Below are 17,424 nucleotides of genomic sequence, written 5' to 3'. Positions count from 1 at the left end.
ACTTAATCATGTGGTTAACCTGTACTGACTGACTAGCAAGCCAATTTAACACTCAGTCCCATTTGCGAATAGAACAATGCTCGCTACAATTACTGTATTTACATACAGTAATTATATTGCTATGCGTGTTTACCCTATTATTCCTTGGCCCGCTCACGCGGGAATTAGCGGCTTTGAAAGCCCAGCAGCTGAATATACTCAGCTTGGATTGTGTCTTGATGATTTACTCGTATTGCACCCCAGTGCAACACGGCTTTGCATCGCTCAAGGCGACTCGATGAAAGGTGTCGGCATATTCGATGGCGATCTGCTGATCATCGATCGCCATATAAAACCTCACACAGGGTGTGTGATTTATGGCCAACTCAATGGCGAGTTCATCTGCAAAATCTATGATGAAAAACAGAGAATGCTGCTCTCTTCCCATGAAAACTGCCAAGCCATAGTGATACACGATTACGATGATTTTTGCGTTGAAGGGGTCGTGATCAGAACCTTGAGGCAACATTTCTATCTCAATGATTCTATTAATATTGCTTCAGACTATTCTGAGCTTAGGACAAACCTGGATGATCTATTGGTATTACACCCTTGTGCAACCTGGTTTGGTGTCGCCCAAGGGGACTCCATGCAAGATGAAGGGATATATGATAGAGATATATTAATTATTGACCGACAAGTTAACGCATTACAGGGAGCCGTTATCGTTGCCCAGCTCAATGGCGAGTTTATCTGCAAAATTTTTGATAAAAAACGCAGGATGTTACTGTCTGCTAATCCGCAATACCATGCCGTGCCGATACGAGATTGCGACACTTTTAGTGTTGAAGGAATCGTTATTCGCTCGGTTAGAATGCATTTTAAATCTTCATTACAGGGCTTATGGTCATGTACGCCTTAGTCGATGCCAACTCGTTTTATTGCTCCGCTGAGCAAGTGTTCCGCCCCGATTGGCGCGGCAAACCGATTATCGTACTAAGCAATAACGATGGCTGTATCGTGGCAGCCAACCGTCAGGCCAGAGAACTCGGCATCCCCAAATTTGCGCCGTATTTTCATGTCAAAGAACAATGCGCCAAACTGGGGGTAATAGTGTGTTCTAGCAACTACGAGCTCTATGCCGATTTGTCGGCAAAAATGATGGAAATCATCGGCCGCTTCGCTCCAGACCAACATATTTACTCCATTGATGAATCATTTTTATCCTTCAAGCACTGCCACACCAGCATCCCCTGCTTAAAAACACACGGCCTGCGCATCCGCCAAACCGTTTGGAAAGAAGCGCGCATCCCCGTTTGCGTTGGCATAGGTGCAACACTCACACTGGCTAAAATCGCTAATCATGCCGCTAAAAAATTACCCGGCTATCATGGTGTTTGCCTGATAGATAATGAACCTCAACGAATTGAAATTCTTAAACAACTCTTAGTCAGTGATGTATGGGGTATTGGGCGCCGCCTCAGCAAAAAACTGGTGAGTATGGGCATTCACACCGCTTACGATCTGGCACAAATGCCAACAGGTCTTGCTCGCAAGCAATTCAGCATAGAGATAGAGCGAACCGTCCGAGAGCTTAATGGCACAGCCTGTAAACAATGGGATCACACACGGGCAGATAAACAACAGATATTTTCCACTCGCTCCGTGGGTGAGCGCATCATGGATTTTGAGGCGTTACTACAAGCATTGAGCAAACACGTTGGGATTGCAGCGGCAAAAGCCAGAGCGCAGGGTTCATGCTGCAAATCGATGCTGATTTTTGCCAATAACTCCCCTTACGATGAACAACCCGTTGGTTTTAAATCCCTTATCCATTTCCCCACTGCAACCAATTGCACCATTGAGATGACGCAAGCAGCGTCTTTAGCAGCACCAAGATTATTTCGACCAGGAGTTAAGTACTACAAGATAGGAATAGGCCTGATAAATCTCGAACAAAATAGGTATCAACAACTCGATTTGTTCAATTTATCTAAAACTAAACCCACACTAATGAACGCATTTGATGGAATAAATGCCCGTTATGGGCGAGATACCTTATTTTTAGCCGCACAAGGCATAGAACAGAAATGGGCAATGCGCCGCGCATTACTCACACCACAATACACCACGCTGTGGGGTGGCATACCTAGAGTAAAATGCTAGTCCTCAAGGCAAAAATTGCATTTTCCCCAATTAGTCCCAAAGCAAAAACGGGACTCCGTAAGTTACTGATTCCCGTGAGAGAGGGAGTCTACTTCATGATATAACGCATTGAAAAACATAATAAATACAAGTCAAGCAGAGGGCTGCATTACTTTTTGCATTACTTCTGTTTTTTGATATTTTCTTCAATTAGACCAATGACTTACCCTGAGAATCCGACTCCTCAATTTCAGTTCAAAATAACAACATAACCAATTGTATTTAATGGCTTTTGCTCCATTTCAAAAAAATCAACAAAAATTTAAAACAAATAGCGCTAGTCGTCATTTTTGACCAATATTCGCACATCTGTGATTTATTTTGATAGCCTCAATACCTAGATCAGACGTTCTTTGAGTAATGGGGTTATCACTAACAGCCAAGCTGTGAAGCTTAAAAAAGAATCTTATTCTGTAAAAACTGGCAACGAATTATGGACATCATCTCTTCTCAATTTCTTTATAACGATAAGAAATAATTAAACTTATCCAAATCATTAAATTCTATTGGGGCATGATAGGGCTTGGTTACTTTGATAACGTCATCTTCGATAATCATGGTGAAACCACCACTTCGGATGACATTACCCTGAATAGTATATTGATAATCGTTAAACTCTAACGCTTCGATAACCTCTTCCAGTTTCATAAATTACCTCATTTTCCCGTTTTCATACTTGCACGACCAAACTAACACACTGGGGCAACCTAGGATACCTTACTTATCTTATTAGGACTGCTTCGGTCAGACCTTTTCCCACATGCTCGACAAATCTAAAATTTAAAAGCGAGTGAATAATCACGCTCAGTTATTTTATTTGCTGAAGTACTCTCTCTAAATGAGTTTTAAAAGTACCAACATGAATTAGGACGAGTCTATTTAAGAAAGTGAAAGTATGATGATAGTCATCACTTCGCTCATCGTCATGCGGCAAGTACGTTGAAGTATGCGTATACCAACGGTTAACAGACCCTCCCCATTATTACATTAAAACATCTAAAAAATCATAGACATAATATTTTATTTCTACTAATTTATGCATAGACTCTCCGGTGTAATGGAGTTTCTCTTGGCCACAAATTCTGAGCTCAACGAGGGCCATTTGTTCAAATGTTATTATCCGGAGTTTATGCACCCTATTCTTTATGGCTCAGTTTTTTCACAGCTTGATCTCTGGTGAGTTATGACGCGACAAGATTTGATTTTTATCGGTGATATTCATGGGCAAGACGGAAAACTTCGTGCACTGCTCGAGCATCTCGATTTTATTGCTGATCCGCTTCAAGAACGTCGCCACCTTGTTTTCATCGGCGATCTGATCGATAACGGCCACGAAGTCGGAATCGATCATCAAGGGGTTTTAACCTTGGTCAAGGATCTATGCGATCAGGGACTCGCATGTTGCTTGATGGGGAACCATGAATTTAATGCCGTTGGTTGGGCACTAAAGCACCCAGAGACAGGCTTGCCGCTTCGCCGCCACAATGACAACAACCGCAAACAGCATCAGCGTTTCCTTCAAGATGTGGACGAGGGAAGTGATCTTCATAAAACTTGGATCGACTGGTTTATAAAGCTACCTCTTTTTTATGACTTTGGTCATGTCAGGGCTATTCATGCTTGCTGGCATGAACTGTCTATCCAAAGGATTCTGCCATACCTCAACGAGGATAACAGCTTGAAGATTGAGCATTGGCCTAATGCCTTCGACGAGCGGCACGAGCTATATCATCTATGTGAAATCTTGCTCAAGGGTCCAGAGTTAGCATTACCGCAGGGTTATAGCTTCCAGGATAACACGGGTACAGAGCGTCACAAAGTCCGAATTAAATGGTGGAGTGAAGAGGCTAAAACCTATAGAGATATAGCCCAAGTACAGCCCAATATGGTCAATCGTATCCCCCCTATTTCACTGGCTGATGAACATTGCAATCAGATAATCGAGACACCAGTTGTTATTGGTCACTACACTCTAGCAGGACTCCCTACACCACTCAGCGGTAAGGTAGTATGTGTCGATTACAACGCGGCCAGTGTACAAGGAGAGCTGGTAGCTTACAGCTGGTGGCATGATGAGACGTCGAATCAGTTGCATGAGCGCAACTTTAGCTACTTAAGCGACATGGAGTTTGGTCAGAAGGGAGTAGCAGAGATGAGGGTGTTATTTGACCAGCTTGCCGATCGCTATAACCCTGTACTATTAAAGTCAGAAAAATGCGAGGAGATTCGTCAGTGTCTGCTGAACCATTGGGATCCAGCCTTCGTCAACGGATTCGATGAGTGCCATGACGAATATGACAACTATATAACCCCTTTGGCTACTTTGGGTCAACAAGCAAGCTGGGAGGAGTTATCCTGCTATTTGATGGGTATAACCAAAAGCTATTTCAATCAGGAGTTGGAGTCTGACGCTGCAGACCGATTAGCCAAGCGCTTACAGCTGGTGATGAATTCAGAGCTGGATTGAGCGCAGAGATACATCAATAACTTCTTAATTAGGGAAATAGATATGACACGATATTTGAAAGTGGGTGATAGTTGCAAAGTGTGTAGTACTCCCCGAGTAGACATTAACCATCAGACATTGCTCGAGATACTAGAGCTGCGCCCGTCGATTAAATCGATTCCAGAGAGTGTGTTAGCAAAGGGGAAGGATTTTTATGCTATTTGCCCATGCTGCGATGCTTATGCATTAGGGATAGAACTGTCCACAGGCTTTCCATTCACCGAAGCCGATGGCAACATCACCAATATCCAAGAACTGACTTCAAGATCCGATTTGGGTTGGTAAATCACAAAATGCTTGTGTACGTAACCTCATCTAAACCAAGCGCTTATTTCCGAGTAAGAATGCATGACTATGAATTGACCATGTAGCAATTCATCGACTGTGCGCCTAACCTTTATACCCCAGGATAGCATGCATCTCCCCAAAGTGTTTCAGGATGAGTCATCATGATCTCTATAATCAAAGGCACAAGCTTGCTGAGTAAACTAGCGGAATCTTTAAGTTGCTTGCGATTAACAGAGCTATTCCATGTTGCGCCACCATGGATTAATTGGTTGCGCATCGTATAGAGGCGGTTAAAAATAACACCAAGCAAAATAGGAGTATTACCACTCGACAAGGCGTGGCTCGCCATCTTTTTACCTTGTTGAAGCCGCTCTTTCCATTTGTCTTCAGTTATTTTACCGCTATGAAAATCCCAAAAACTTTGTAGCACAAACGGGGTATCAAGTAAGATACGGATACTCCCCGAAAACTCCCGCCAAACTAACAGATCTATCTGTTTTTGTTTATCTAACTCGCACAACTTCTCTAAAAAACCTTTAAAAGATTCTTGTTCTGACAACTTAAATCGTTCATCAATCTCAGTAGCATAAGCAGCATTAAATGCTATCCAGAGAAAGATAAAACAACCATCGTCATCATCCGCCATTTAAGCTCTTTGCAACCAGCTTAACGCTCGATGAACTCGCAAGTTGAGATTGGTCGGAGACTGTTCACGTAATATCCTTTGTTGATTTTTTAGCTGTACAAAATCCATTGCTATTGATCCTTAACGATCTTTACCTTATTAACAGGCTTATATATGATCCAATTTGGTCATAAATAAGCCATAACATGTCGAAATAACGATTTTAATCAAACACACCGTTACGAGGTTATCAATCCCGTTTCAAGATCCAGTTTCATACGACTAATAATATCTGATTCAAGCAAAGCCTCTTCGCTTACCGCTGCTAATTCTACAATACAGGGATGAATTGCACGGACAAAAAGTTTCGTTCCAGATGGCGCAGCAGGAAAATCAAGTCTGTGGATCAATAACTCAGGATCCCCTTCTTGCATGCCCACTTTAGCTTTCGGACTCACACTGTAACACAGCTTAAAAACCTGCTGAGGCATACTACCCAACAATTGCCACTGTTGATAATCACTAGAGGGGGCCAACTGCGGCGTAAATTGTCCACGACGAATACCGCCCAAATAATAGCGAAATGGCGCTTCATCATGGCTTTCTGTTCTAATCTTATTAATAAGTTTTACTTTCTCACCAGGGCAAAGTCGCAACAAACCGAGTGCAACCCCAGTTTTAGCCGTTGGTGCATGCAAATTATCTTGGTTTACCGCCAAAGGAGGATGAATAACTAATGTTGGACTTCTGCCTTGAAATACCTCTTCAAGCAATGCGTCCCATTCATCACTTTCATTCTCAACCAACGCGGTAATATGCCTTGACCGGCTACCATTCCCTGCCAATAGTAAATGTATAGGCCTTGGACCTAATTGTTCAACTACATGGTCTAATTCTACTAAAAAGGCACGTAAACCTTCTTTAATTCGATTAAATAACAAGACATCTAACTTTTGAACATCAAAACTAATCTCACTCTTAACTTTCTGCCCATCCATATTAAGCAAATCTATGGAAACTTGAGATTCAAGGTGGCTATCAGCATTCTCCATAAATGGGCGTAACTTTGTTCCGAGTAATACAGAGTTAGTTTGCGCCGCTTGAGTTTGTTGGGCAAAAACTTCATCGCCGCTAAAGAATTTGCCATCAAGGGGCCGAGTAAAGGGGAGCTTATATTCACGGCAAATGTCTAAATTGTCTTTAAAGGTCTCATAAACAAGGTGTTCGAGTAAGTTTTCGCCACCTAAAAAATTATCCCCCGATGAATGAAGCGACTCAAATACTTGCTCATAACCTTCATCCTCCTCGACATCCGTTGCCCAGCGCCAAATACCAAAGTCAAAGTCGGTTGTACCACCGCCAAAATCAAATACCGCATAGGCAACACCATCATCGGTTAACTTAGGTTTAATGTAACGGCTATCGCCATTAAGCACAGCACTAGTATCCTCAGCGTCTTGAGATGCTAAATGATGTAACGCCGCAGCGGCATAAGCTGCCGGCTCTGATGCCAATTCTTTTACTTCAAAGTCCCTAAAAATTTCATTTTGAGACACTAACGTGCTTGGCAAGCTACGCTGTAAGCCTCGGCGGAAACTGGCAAGGATTTTATCTTTAGTCGCGCGCTCATATTTTGTTGGGAACGTCAGGTGGTATTTAAGATACAAGCCACGCTCACGCCAGTTGATGGTCATCCCTAAATACCAAGCATATAGCTCGACCGGATCAAAGGGATCGGCAGTGCTCACCTCCATCGCCTGACCACGCACAGGGTTACGTTCTGTTAATGCCGCGAGGGTCAATTCATGGCCTTGGTAGTCAGTTAACCGCAGCAGTTGCTTATCTGAACGCATAGCCCACTGCTTAATACGCGGTAAAATTCTGGCAAGCACTCCAGTATCGCCTGGGTTATTTCTAAAGCTTTCCTGTGCCTCATGGGAGGTATGTAACCAGTTCCAATCAAGCTCTGGCCGGTAAGTTTGGCGTTGCCAGATTGCCCTGAAGCGCTCAAAATCCAATATTTCTAATACTGTGGGGTTTTCATAGTGGGTGGCTTCTGGTTGCTGGTAAAAATCCCGCACGCCAATGCGAAGTAACTGCCGAGCGCCATGTTGGTCGCAATAGGCAACCACAGTGCTACTCGTACCAAAATCGATTGCCACATTGTGCAATTTAACATCCTGCTTGGGATTACGAGCTACCAACTTATGCTTAGCCAGTGTCTCGGGGTCACAGTCCCACAATTCCCATAAGCCTTTATTGAGATCGGTTAACCTCGCCTTTTCTAGTTTAGGTAAACGGCAAGGTCGCCAATCTAATCCATTCAGCATACTAATCGGACTCGTTAAACATTGATCTTGATTAACGCCGCGTAAATAAACCCCCTGTTCATTGAGGGTGATAAGTAGTTGCTCGTGGTCTAGATCTTGCCAATTTCTATCAGCTACAAAAAGCTCACTTTGTTGTTTATCGATAGTGAGTAATGTGCATTGATGTTCAATGATAAATATAGCTATTTGAGAAAAACTAAGGGATTGCCATGCGGAGTTGCAAGCATACAGATATCCCTCATAATAATCCGTAGGATATAAATCCCAATTTTCAAGCCCAACTCGATACTCTCGGGTCATCCAGTCGTTTTGCTTTAATATTCTCTTCCCCGTTACGTCAGGGTTTGCGTTACTTTGGGCAAATTGTTTGAAATCGGACGTTTTAGGTACACACCATTTATCTAATCCAAGGATTCGAAACTTTGCAGCTTCGATTTTAAGCGTATCTAGGTAACCCTTTATCAGGTTTGAGCTATGCCCCCATGACCATAACAGCTTGCGCTGAGTATGAAATCTTGCAGAATTCCCATGTTTGTCCTTGACCAATACAAAAGCATTCGCGGAAAAAAACTGTTGATAAGTAACAATTGGCGGATGTTTTAAGCCCATTTGGGTATCGAATAGTCCACAAGGTTCGTTACTACCAAGGGGGCAAATATGCCAAAACCGCTCAGTTGCTAAAGATTCAGTGAAATCGGCCAGCTCATCATTAAAATGTTGAATAAAATTTGTGGCTGTTTTAGGGCTCGATTTACCACACACACCGCTGGAATGATTCGAGTTAGTTTCTTGCGACTGTAAATGCTGTTTAGGTTGGTGTTGAGTCATATTGCTATTATCCGTAATAGAATCTAGCAGTTAACGCTCGTAAGAGACTGTAGCATTGCATTAAATAAAGCGAATGTTTCGGCCAAATGCAATTATGAGCGTCTGTCTGCTATATCAAAATCGCTAGGGTGTGGTGATAACTAAGGCTTTTTTAAGTAATCGCCCCGCATGATCTCTTATCCCAGGAAGCACCACCGTTTTTACTGTTTCTCCAATCGGTTGGCTGAAGGCTGCGCGCTGCTGTTGGTTAAAATCAAAACTCTGTCCCATCGTTGGCTCAAAGAGCTGATAGGGCTTTTGCTGCCAGTTGTGGTTATGCCAGCCAAGTGCAGTCGCAAGCAATTGGGCCTCGGCTTGGCTGGCGGCTCTATTTTGCTGTTCGCAGCGATCTTTCAGTAAGTCCCATAAGCGTTTAACACTATCGAGTTGGGACATTACCGCAACTGTGCTAATTAAATCTGTACTTGAAGGCTCTGCGCCGCCGGATGCATTAAGGCCCAAATCGGTACTTAAGCTTAAGTCTTGCCTGAGGATATTTTGCACCGGGTGGCTTAATGCTTTGGAAGCAGCCGTTAAGGCCTGTTGGGCTTGTTGATATTGAGCTTCTAAGTGCTTTAGTTTTGCGGTAGCCGACGTTAACGCATTTTCTAATGTGAGATTTTTATTCTGTTGCTCGTCAAGCTCCGATTGAAGTTGTTGCAACTGCTGCACGAGTTGGCTATTGGCCCCATGTGCCTGCGATAACTGATGCTTAAGAGCTTGTAGATCCACCAAGGCAGTTGGCAAACTATGCGCCGCTGTTAAGGAAGTATCTGCGGCTAATGTGCTATTAGCAGTAAAGCTGCTGCCGGCATCAGTATTATCGGATGTGTTGCTATGTGTCTGGTGGGCAAGCTGCTGGATCAAACTTTTTAAGGGTGCAAAATGCAAGAGCAACAGTTTTAAGTCAAACACGCTTAACTTCGGGCTACCCGAAAAAAAGCTTATATCCTCTTTAGCCCAGCTGTAACTGAGTTCATCTAAGCGCTTTTGTTCATCAAGGGTTAAATGCACAAAAGTGTTTTCTTCTTGGTGATCAGGCATGTTTATCCGCCTCTAGTTGCTCTATCAGGCTACGTATTTCAGGACGCGGCGTTAATTGCTGCCGCTGCGGTAATCTTGAAACAAAACCGACAATTTGGCGCTGAATGTCTATTGGTAGGGCTTTAAATTGTCGCTGCAATTGGTAGAGAGTTTCTTGACTCGGTTCAGGGTAAGGGTTTGCGATTTTAAAGGGCTCTATCCGTCCTGCTAATAAAGCCAGCTCATTCCCGTCGATAACGGTAAATACCCGAGGAAATAATGCGGGCAAGTAACTCATCAACTGCTCTGTATCTACACGACGTAGTATGGCATTTTGAGCCACTAACCGTTCATTCTCCTTCATGATTTGTTCTCTATCCCACTGTAGTTGCTGTGTGAGTGCTTCATGCTCGCGATGAGTCGCCGCCTGTAACCTCTGGCGCTCAGTGGTGTTATCTGTAGCAAGCAACATGGGGAGGAGCAACTCAGCGACCAAGCTTCTTTTGGGTAGCTCGGCATTAATAGTCAAAGCACAACGTTTGGCTAAGTGCTCATAGGACAGAATCTGCCAACCACGCTTAGACAATTGAACTAGCAACTTAGGCAGCGCTGCCTCTAGGGTTGACTGACTCTTAGTATCGTAAATTAGTTGCAAAGGATAATTTCCCCCAAGACGTAAATCTATATCGGCAAGTGCTTGGGAAAGCCGTTCCCCATTAGAACAAGCTAACCATTGCTTTTCCTCCTCGATAGGGAGTTCAACTGGAACTTGATTAGCGCTGAGCGCCCAAGCGGCAAGGTGGTCTTGTACCCAAAAAATGATCACAGATGTTATCTGGCTAAGTTGATGAGTTGTCATTGGCCTATTCTTTTATTCTTGATTGGGGATCTGGCGATCTTAACTTGTCATTGTTATTGTCATTGTCTTCAAAGGCTTCAAGATCAAATTGCTGAAGCTTTGCGACGGTTTCATCAAAGTCTGCAAACAGTGCGTCTTTTTGGGTTTCAGGTTTGTCCGCTGCATTTATCTGCGAAAGCGCGCTGGAAATTGAGCTAAAAAATCCCATTTTTATTCCTTGTCGATATTATCTGCACTGTCATTTATGCTGTGCCAGTTATCACTAGCTTTATCAAGAGCTGCAAATAGCGCTTCTTTACTCTCAACCCCACTGCTATTGACTAAGGCATCTGCCATACCTTCTTCCATGCGGTAAGCATCGCCCGCACTGAGTTTACGTTCAAGATAACTAAAAACATCACCGCTTAACTTACCTTGCTGAAGTAACGAATCCATTCGATTAACAGTAAAAAATTCTGGGTTTGCCACAGGTAAAAGCCAGATAGCAGACAATGAGCCAGGGGCTACATCAAACTTTTTTTCTAATCCAAAGGAGCCTACACCAAGGCCTACAACGAGCCTTTCGACATCATTGCGATTTTTGGCTTTATCAGGATCAATTTCAAAGTTACGCAGTGCTTCAACGTAATCGTCAAAATCATCAAACTCTTCAGGTGTGATCCCATCCTGCGCGGCTTGCAGCGCTCGCTCCCCCAACTGCTTTACGTCTTCGTCTGGCTTTAAAATCCCTACTGCTTGTAAAAAGTTGTTCGCAAACTGTCCGAGTGCCTCGCCGAGTTTGGGTAAATGAGTCGCTATAGTGCTCAGCACAGGACCTAAACCACTGGCAAACGAACTCAACGCACTGCCAATAGTGCTGCAGGCAGAACTAATGGCAGTACTCACAAAGCTAATAAATCCCATAATGACGCTCCTATTAATTAAAATTTTTGATAAAAAGATAATTGCTGAAGAACCTTTTGACATTCTCTACTGCTAGATTTTGCCGCGTTGAGCTTATTTATCACCTCAGTAGCAGTACTGGTCGCTAAGGTATTGAGCATGGTTGATAAGCCCTCACTCCAGATTGCTAAATCGGTGGCAGGAAAAGGCCAAATCGCATTTGTTTTCGATTTTGTACGCAGGGTTGGATGACAATCTTTCATTAATGCGAGTAGTAGCACCGTAAAAGGATGAGTCGGCAATGGTAAATTTGCCCCCCTGCTCCATTCATCTTGATTGACGGGATTCAGCGCTGCAATTGGCTGCCATTTCTCTAGCCACTGTATCAAGGCCTCAGAAAGTTTTAGCTGTTTTAACTCGGTTATACTCGACGTCCCCAAAATCGATGGGGTTAATTCTAATAATATATTCAATGCCTTGCGGCCAGTTCGTACAAAATCAGCAAAAGATAATTTTTGTTCTTCTTGGGTAAGCCAGCCCAGGTGAGTAAGTGCAGGATAATATCTGGCTCTCTCTTGCCAGAGCTGATTGACTGCCAGTTGATTAATATCATCCTCGGATAATGGATCTCCATCGGTTTGCGCTAGATCTGCGCGAATAGCCCCATGGGCTGGTCCATGCCATCCGCCACAAAAAATAACAGCCTCACCTGTAGCCAAGTTCGGTAAATAATCACGCTGTGCCTCATCCATCATCATGGCTTCGCCCATTGCACGCCTATCGTCCTCAGCAAACAAACGATGAACAATCTTGATATGGGTATTTTTAATCACATCAGCCACTAACTTGGCTGGAATTTGATCTGCAATGATCAAGCCTTCACCGTATTTTCGCACCTCGGCAAGTAAGTCAGCAAAGGCGTCAACGGCCATTGCGCGCGCCTTATCGCCTGGTTCTGGTTTCGCCAACAAACGATGGGCTTCTTCTATCAATGTTAAATGGCGAAATGTACTGTCTTTTCCATGTCGGTAGCGTATGGCTTCACTCACCGCACCCAACAACAGCGCCATCATTAGCGCCTTACCTTCGCCATCTTTAATTTCTTCTAACTCAATTACGACCTTGTTATCGAGTAGCGCATTAACTTTCAGCGATTGTGGCACATTGAGAATATCCCCGAGTACGCCATGAGTAAGACTGGTCAAACGTGATACCAGAGAGCCGCGATACTTTTCTTCAAACTCTTTACCCATTCCTTGCTCTGGGATCAACTGATCAAGCTGACGGATCATATCTCCCATGGTTGGCCAAGCCTGCGCCGCAGGCGCAAAAGGATCATCGCAGCAAAAACAAGTGTTATCCGTTAGATCCCAGCCCTTTTCCTCGTAGGCACGCACAATCGCTTGCTCAACCAAAAAGGGCATTGATGCTTCCATCGGGAAAATCGCAGCAAATACATTTCGTAAAAATGACGCGTGACTTCTAATATGCTGTTTGGGATGCACCAATGCGAATGGATTAAGCCGCAAACTACGGTGTTGATCGCCATTAGGACGATAATACGCCACCTGATTAGGCATATGTTGATGTAAGGCGCGGTACTCGGTTTTGGCGGGTTCAATAACTAAAAAAGGCAATGCCGATTCAATTAATAAATTAAGGCAGGTTGTGGTTTTACCCGCTCCAGTGACCCCAGTCACAAAGATATGTTTATTAAAATCAGCCTTGTTGAGGTTGATTGAATTAGTGTGTTGCTTACGACCTCGATCAATAACAGCTCCTAATTTAAGAGCGTCATCGGCCTTAACTCTCGGTAAATCAACAATAAACTCTACTGTTTTGCGACGGCGCAGTCCTGGTAACTCATGCCGTGGTAATCCTGCAACCATAGCTAACTCATCACAGGTCAATAACGTCGCAAACTGTGATTCATGACTGCTAGTGATACTGTGAAACAATGAGTTTCTATAGTTAAGTGATTGCTTTAACGTTGGTAACTGTAATAGTTGTGCGGCAGAGGTTTCATTCAGATCAACGACTTCGAGTGGGCTGACAGTGATTTCTCCCCCTTGATAGGTGGAACAAACGGTATTTTTTAAACGGCGATAACTGGATGGCGTATCCGCCGCAAGGTAAATGGCTGTGCCAAATAAGCCTTTAGTTACGCCCTTTTGCAACCTAGGGATAAGGGATTTTTCAATATGATCGAGCAGATGCTGGGCGCGCTTATCGGTCACTTCTTTAGTTAAACCAATATTGCTCCCAGCAGAGCGATTTAGATTATAGGTCTCGTTAATACTGGTTGAGTGGCTACTCCCTTTAGTATCAGCAACACTGGTATTGGTTCCCCAATTTTTGCCTTGAGTATCGCAACTAGAGGTTCCTGACGAGTGATTGGATGATGAATTGTCATTGGAGCTCTTTCCAATATTTTTACTCTGCGAGACACCGTCATTTTTACCGCGAGTATCGGTGCGCCCAGTATTGGTACTATCCGATGTCCCCTCGCTGAAACTATTGCCTTTTTGCTCATTGTTATTACTACCCGCTTGAACACTGGTTTTCACCTGAATGGATAGTTCGCTTGCCAGTTCATAGGCATCATCTAGATAAACTCTTGCATCTTTACGAGTTAAAGGTTGCGTCACGACAACCATTTGCCAATTAGCAGAATTGATACTGCCTGAATCACTGCCGCTGCCTGAAAGCAGAGTTCTAACAAGCCTTTCAATACCTTGATAATCTTCTTCGTTACTGTCTTGATCTTGACTCTTTCCTGTTGGAATACCAAGTACAACACCTTTATGCTTACTTGCTTGTAGACGAGCCATCAAGGGCTCAATGCCTTCTAGCCTAGAAAGATTAATCCCTGGCAATTGGCCCTCAAGCGCCCCGCGTAAATTTTTAAGTGACTCATGCCCAGGTCCATCTATTGCAGAGGTTAACTGGTTAACACCAAAATAAAGAGCAACACCTTCTAAACTCACATCAAGCAAATAGATAAACTGAATTTGATCTTCATGCTCTAAGGCAGCATAAACATTAGCCAAAGCCAGCCTATATGCGCTTGGATTTTCATCATTAATTTCTTCTGCACGTAACAGTTTTAACGATGAACTGGGGAAGGATAATGGCAGTTGGGCAAATTGCGGATTAGGCATGCAGGAAATATGCTGCAAAATATTACTGCGACCCACAATAGAGTCGGAAAATTTGGTGATGACTTCTTGAGACATGCAACAATCCTTATCACAAAGCCAGAAATATAGACTGCGTCAATCCCTGACAAAAAATTAAAAGTACCGATTACCTTACGAAGATATTGGTCAATTTCGATAAACCAGTCTCAATCATTGTTGCAGGACGTTTTTCAAGCGCCCTACCACACTTAGGACATACATCAAACCAGTTGTAGCCACGCGTAATAACATCACTTTTGAACACTACTGTTTTGTGCCAGTCGCAATTCGAACAAATAAATGTCGAGCAAGGGGGAGGAACAGGCATGGTAATCCTTACGCAAGCTTGAATGTGACACATGCTACACGATAAGACTCAACCTTTTCTACTCACTAAGATCATATTTTTAATAAATATTTGCACTATAAATTACGGCGTTTTCATCTTTGCTGTATATGCATTACTCAGCAACAGATCTGCAACTACATTAAGGTATACACAAACACATTAACTTAAACATCAGTGGCATCATGCAGGTGTAGTCGCCACTTACCAGACTAGATAGAAATCTTGCTTCACAATTTCAATTAGACATGCGGTGTTTAAAATTTATTACTTAAAATTAACGTGTTATAGTATTTGAAATTTAAAATAAGGTAGCCAGAATGGACTCAAAAGCTCAAAACATGCGTCAAAAAGTGCAGCAAATTTTAGATAGTAACGCACTGCACTCTCATCAAATCAATGCTGCACAGAAAACTTTTAATGCATTATCAAGTGAGCAAGTCAGGGCCGTTGTTACTGCCGCGGAAATGCAAGCGGGTAAATCAGGAATTGCGCTGGCATTATGCTGTCTGCAGCGGTTGAGCTTAACTGATGCACAAATTTGTGACCGTACACAACTTAAAGACACTCTCTATCTTGTCACGATGCCTGATACTGCATTAAAAGAGCAAGCTGAAGCAGATCTTAAGTTAGCCAAAAACGTCGTCGTGAGTAACTTCGTCAATTTTGAAAAAACGCTAGAAAGTGAGTTCAAAGGCAATCCCCCTAAACTGATTATCATTGACGAATGCCACTATGGGTCCAATGTCGCAGCGGTTCGCTATAGCAAAATCTTTGATTACCTAGAGCTAGAGAATGACAGCTGTAACGTGGTATTTATTTCTGCAACGCCGTTTGGTGCGCTGTATGGTGCAGAAACCGAATATCAAGAAGCACTCGAAGCCAAAACAGAAGCAGAATCAAACCAAGACCTAGAGCTTTTAGAAGAAGCTAATGATATTGCAGCAAAAGCGCTCAAGGATTCGATTTTAAGACGCGACTTTAATACTCGCCTGGTTTTTCATAAAACAAGTGATGAGTACTACGGCGTTCGCGAAATGTTACGTAATGACAAAGTAAAAGCACTCATCGATGATAATCGCAATTTTCTGTTCCCGTCCGCTGAACGCGATGCATTTATCAATCAATTTAAACAGCATGAAGGTATGGGTTGGTCGCTAGTTAGGGTTCCTGCTGGCTTAGCTATGGAAGCCAAACAATTTCTTAAAACCCAAGGTATTGATGAAAACTCAATCTACATTATTGGTAATTCATTGAGTGGTGTGCCTGAAGATGAACACTGCTCAATTGAACGCTTTAAAAAAGAATTTGATGACGCATTATTGTTCGAAGATAAGCTAATTGCAATTACCGTCGCCAGTGCACGCGCGGGCATCAACTTCGGTGCAATGATGAAAAACAATCTCATCTCAACATGGGATAGCACAGTTGCGAGTGTTGCGGCTGTTGTTCAAGCAAACATTGGACGAGCGTGCGGTTATCACGGCAATAACGAGTCCACTCACTATACAAACTTAAATGCCACTGAAGCTTACGGTGCAATCCTCAATCATCTAGAACAAACTTGTTCAGACCAGGCAGCATCAGATTTCGAAGGGCTCAAAGAGTTTTTCGATGACATCTGCCAGGAATATCAAGTTAATGGCTTAGATGTGGGACTCACAATAAAATACAAACGCCGTCGACCTATCGGGGACGTAGAGACTTACAAAACTGATAGTTATGTTGCTGTGCCAGCCAAACTTCTCGACGAAGATGCCAATTTTAGGCAATACACTCAAGACAAGCATTTTCTGCAAGCGATAGAAATTATTCGCAAAGAATTTACCGCTAAGGGCGCACCTTGTGTAAAAGGTAGCAGAGCCATGCGTGGCGCAGGAAAAAATTGGATTAAAGCACACTGGGTTAACGGGGATAGTTTTGATAATCCAGAAAAAGCGCGGGCAGACGGTACACAGAAAGAAAAAACATTTATGTATACCCAAATGCTTGATGATGGCGAAGAACTCGAGTTTAACCGCGTTGTAGCGCCAGGTTCTGGAGAACTATCAGAGAACAAACTCATCACTGCAGCCATATTTAGTGTTTACAACATTTCTCGTCGTGATGTGGCAAAAAAAATCATGTCACAAGAAGATGTTTATCAGATGTGCGATCACTTTGGCATCGAAAGAGATGACACCATGATGGTGCTCTATAAGCGCGGTGAATACGATATTGACCGCTCATTAGCCAAAAAACAACACAATGAACTGCCAGAGAAAACCGGACAACTAAGCGACGAATCCCACTTTTCTGATAAAACACAGGCAGTCTACTGAGTGATTCTCTGACT

General features: G+C 43.2%; 13 protein-coding genes and 1 pseudogene. 6 read left to right on the top strand and 8 right to left on the bottom strand.

Annotation, left to right across the window (positions count from 1 at the left end):
- Positions 1-121: 121 nt before the first annotated feature.
- The 3 genes and pseudogenes from SHEWANA3_RS23770 to SHEWANA3_RS09675 all read left to right on the top strand — a co-directional run.
- Positions 122-508, top strand: a pseudogene (locus SHEWANA3_RS23770) (S24 family peptidase); the annotation flags it as partial.
- On the top strand, positions 485-901 hold the full coding sequence (locus SHEWANA3_RS23765; RefSeq protein ID WP_244096616.1) for a S24 family peptidase: 417 nt from the start codon (positions 485-487) through the stop codon (positions 899-901). The pseudogene SHEWANA3_RS23770 and the gene SHEWANA3_RS23765, both read left to right, overlap by 24 nt.
- Positions 889-2,145 carry a Y-family DNA polymerase gene (locus SHEWANA3_RS09675; protein ID WP_011716841.1) on the top strand — a complete coding sequence of 419 codons (1,257 nt, stop codon included), beginning with the start codon at positions 889-891 and terminating at the stop codon, positions 2,143-2,145. The genes SHEWANA3_RS23765 and SHEWANA3_RS09675 overlap by 13 nt, the downstream gene beginning before the upstream one ends.
- Positions 2,146-2,643: 498 nt before the next feature.
- Here SHEWANA3_RS09675 and SHEWANA3_RS09670 read toward each other — a convergent pair whose 3' ends face one another.
- Positions 2,644-2,832 (bottom strand): hypothetical protein, encoded by a 189-nt coding sequence (locus tag SHEWANA3_RS09670; RefSeq protein WP_041412613.1) that lies wholly within the window; start codon positions 2,830-2,832, stop codon positions 2,644-2,646.
- Between the two features lie 535 nt (positions 2,833-3,367).
- Here SHEWANA3_RS09670 and SHEWANA3_RS09665 point away from each other — a divergent pair.
- Together SHEWANA3_RS09665 and SHEWANA3_RS09660 are read left to right on the top strand one after the other, a co-directional pair.
- On the top strand, positions 3,368-4,651 hold the full coding sequence (locus SHEWANA3_RS09665) for a metallophosphoesterase (RefSeq protein ID WP_011716840.1): 1,284 nt from the start codon (positions 3,368-3,370) through the stop codon (positions 4,649-4,651).
- Positions 4,652-4,693: 42 nt separating this feature from the next.
- Positions 4,694-4,975, top strand: a complete 282-nt coding sequence (locus SHEWANA3_RS09660) for a hypothetical protein (RefSeq protein WP_041412612.1) — start codon at positions 4,694-4,696, stop codon at positions 4,973-4,975.
- Positions 4,976-5,087: 112 nt separating this feature from the next.
- On the opposite strand, the gene SHEWANA3_RS09655 is transcribed toward SHEWANA3_RS09660, so the two are convergent.
- From SHEWANA3_RS09655 to SHEWANA3_RS09625, 7 genes are all read right to left on the bottom strand, one after another.
- Entirely contained in the window at positions 5,088-5,624 is a 537-nt protein-coding gene (locus tag SHEWANA3_RS09655; RefSeq protein WP_011716839.1) for a HEPN domain-containing protein, read from the bottom strand.
- 218 nt (positions 5,625-5,842) lie between these two features.
- Positions 5,843-8,761 carry a hypothetical protein gene (locus tag SHEWANA3_RS09650; RefSeq protein WP_011716838.1) on the bottom strand — a complete coding sequence of 973 codons (2,919 nt, stop codon included), beginning with the start codon at positions 8,759-8,761 and terminating at the stop codon, positions 5,843-5,845.
- 123 nt (positions 8,762-8,884) lie between these two features.
- On the bottom strand, positions 8,885-9,844 hold the full coding sequence (locus SHEWANA3_RS09645) for a hypothetical protein (RefSeq protein ID WP_011716837.1): 960 nt from the start codon (positions 9,842-9,844) through the stop codon (positions 8,885-8,887).
- Positions 9,837-10,682, bottom strand: coding sequence for a hypothetical protein (locus tag SHEWANA3_RS09640; protein WP_011716836.1), 846 nt, complete (start codon positions 10,680-10,682; stop codon positions 9,837-9,839). The genes SHEWANA3_RS09645 and SHEWANA3_RS09640 overlap by 8 nt, the downstream gene beginning before the upstream one ends.
- Positions 10,683-10,686: 4 nt before the next feature.
- A complete protein-coding gene (locus SHEWANA3_RS09635) occupies positions 10,687-10,890 on the bottom strand; it encodes a hypothetical protein (protein WP_041412611.1) in 204 nt (67 codons plus the stop codon).
- Positions 10,891-10,892: 2 nt separating this feature from the next.
- Complete coding sequence (locus tag SHEWANA3_RS09630; RefSeq protein ID WP_244096604.1) at positions 10,893-11,648, bottom strand: hypothetical protein; 756 nt, start codon at positions 11,646-11,648, stop codon at positions 10,893-10,895.
- Positions 11,603-14,800, bottom strand: coding sequence for an ATP-binding protein (locus SHEWANA3_RS09625; protein ID WP_011716834.1), 3,198 nt, complete (start codon positions 14,798-14,800; stop codon positions 11,603-11,605). Before SHEWANA3_RS09625 ends, SHEWANA3_RS09630 begins: the two co-directional genes overlap by 46 nt.
- 609 nt (positions 14,801-15,409) lie before the next feature.
- Here SHEWANA3_RS09625 and SHEWANA3_RS09620 point away from each other — a divergent pair.
- A complete protein-coding gene (locus tag SHEWANA3_RS09620) occupies positions 15,410-17,410 on the top strand; it encodes a DEAD/DEAH box helicase family protein (RefSeq protein ID WP_011622490.1) in 2,001 nt (666 codons plus the stop codon).
- The last annotated feature ends 14 nt before the right edge of the window (positions 17,411-17,424 follow it).

Source organism: Shewanella sp. ANA-3 (assembly GCF_000203935.1).
GTDB lineage: Bacteria > Pseudomonadota > Gammaproteobacteria > Enterobacterales > Shewanellaceae > Shewanella.
This window is presented reverse-complemented; position numbering and strand designations above follow the sequence as displayed.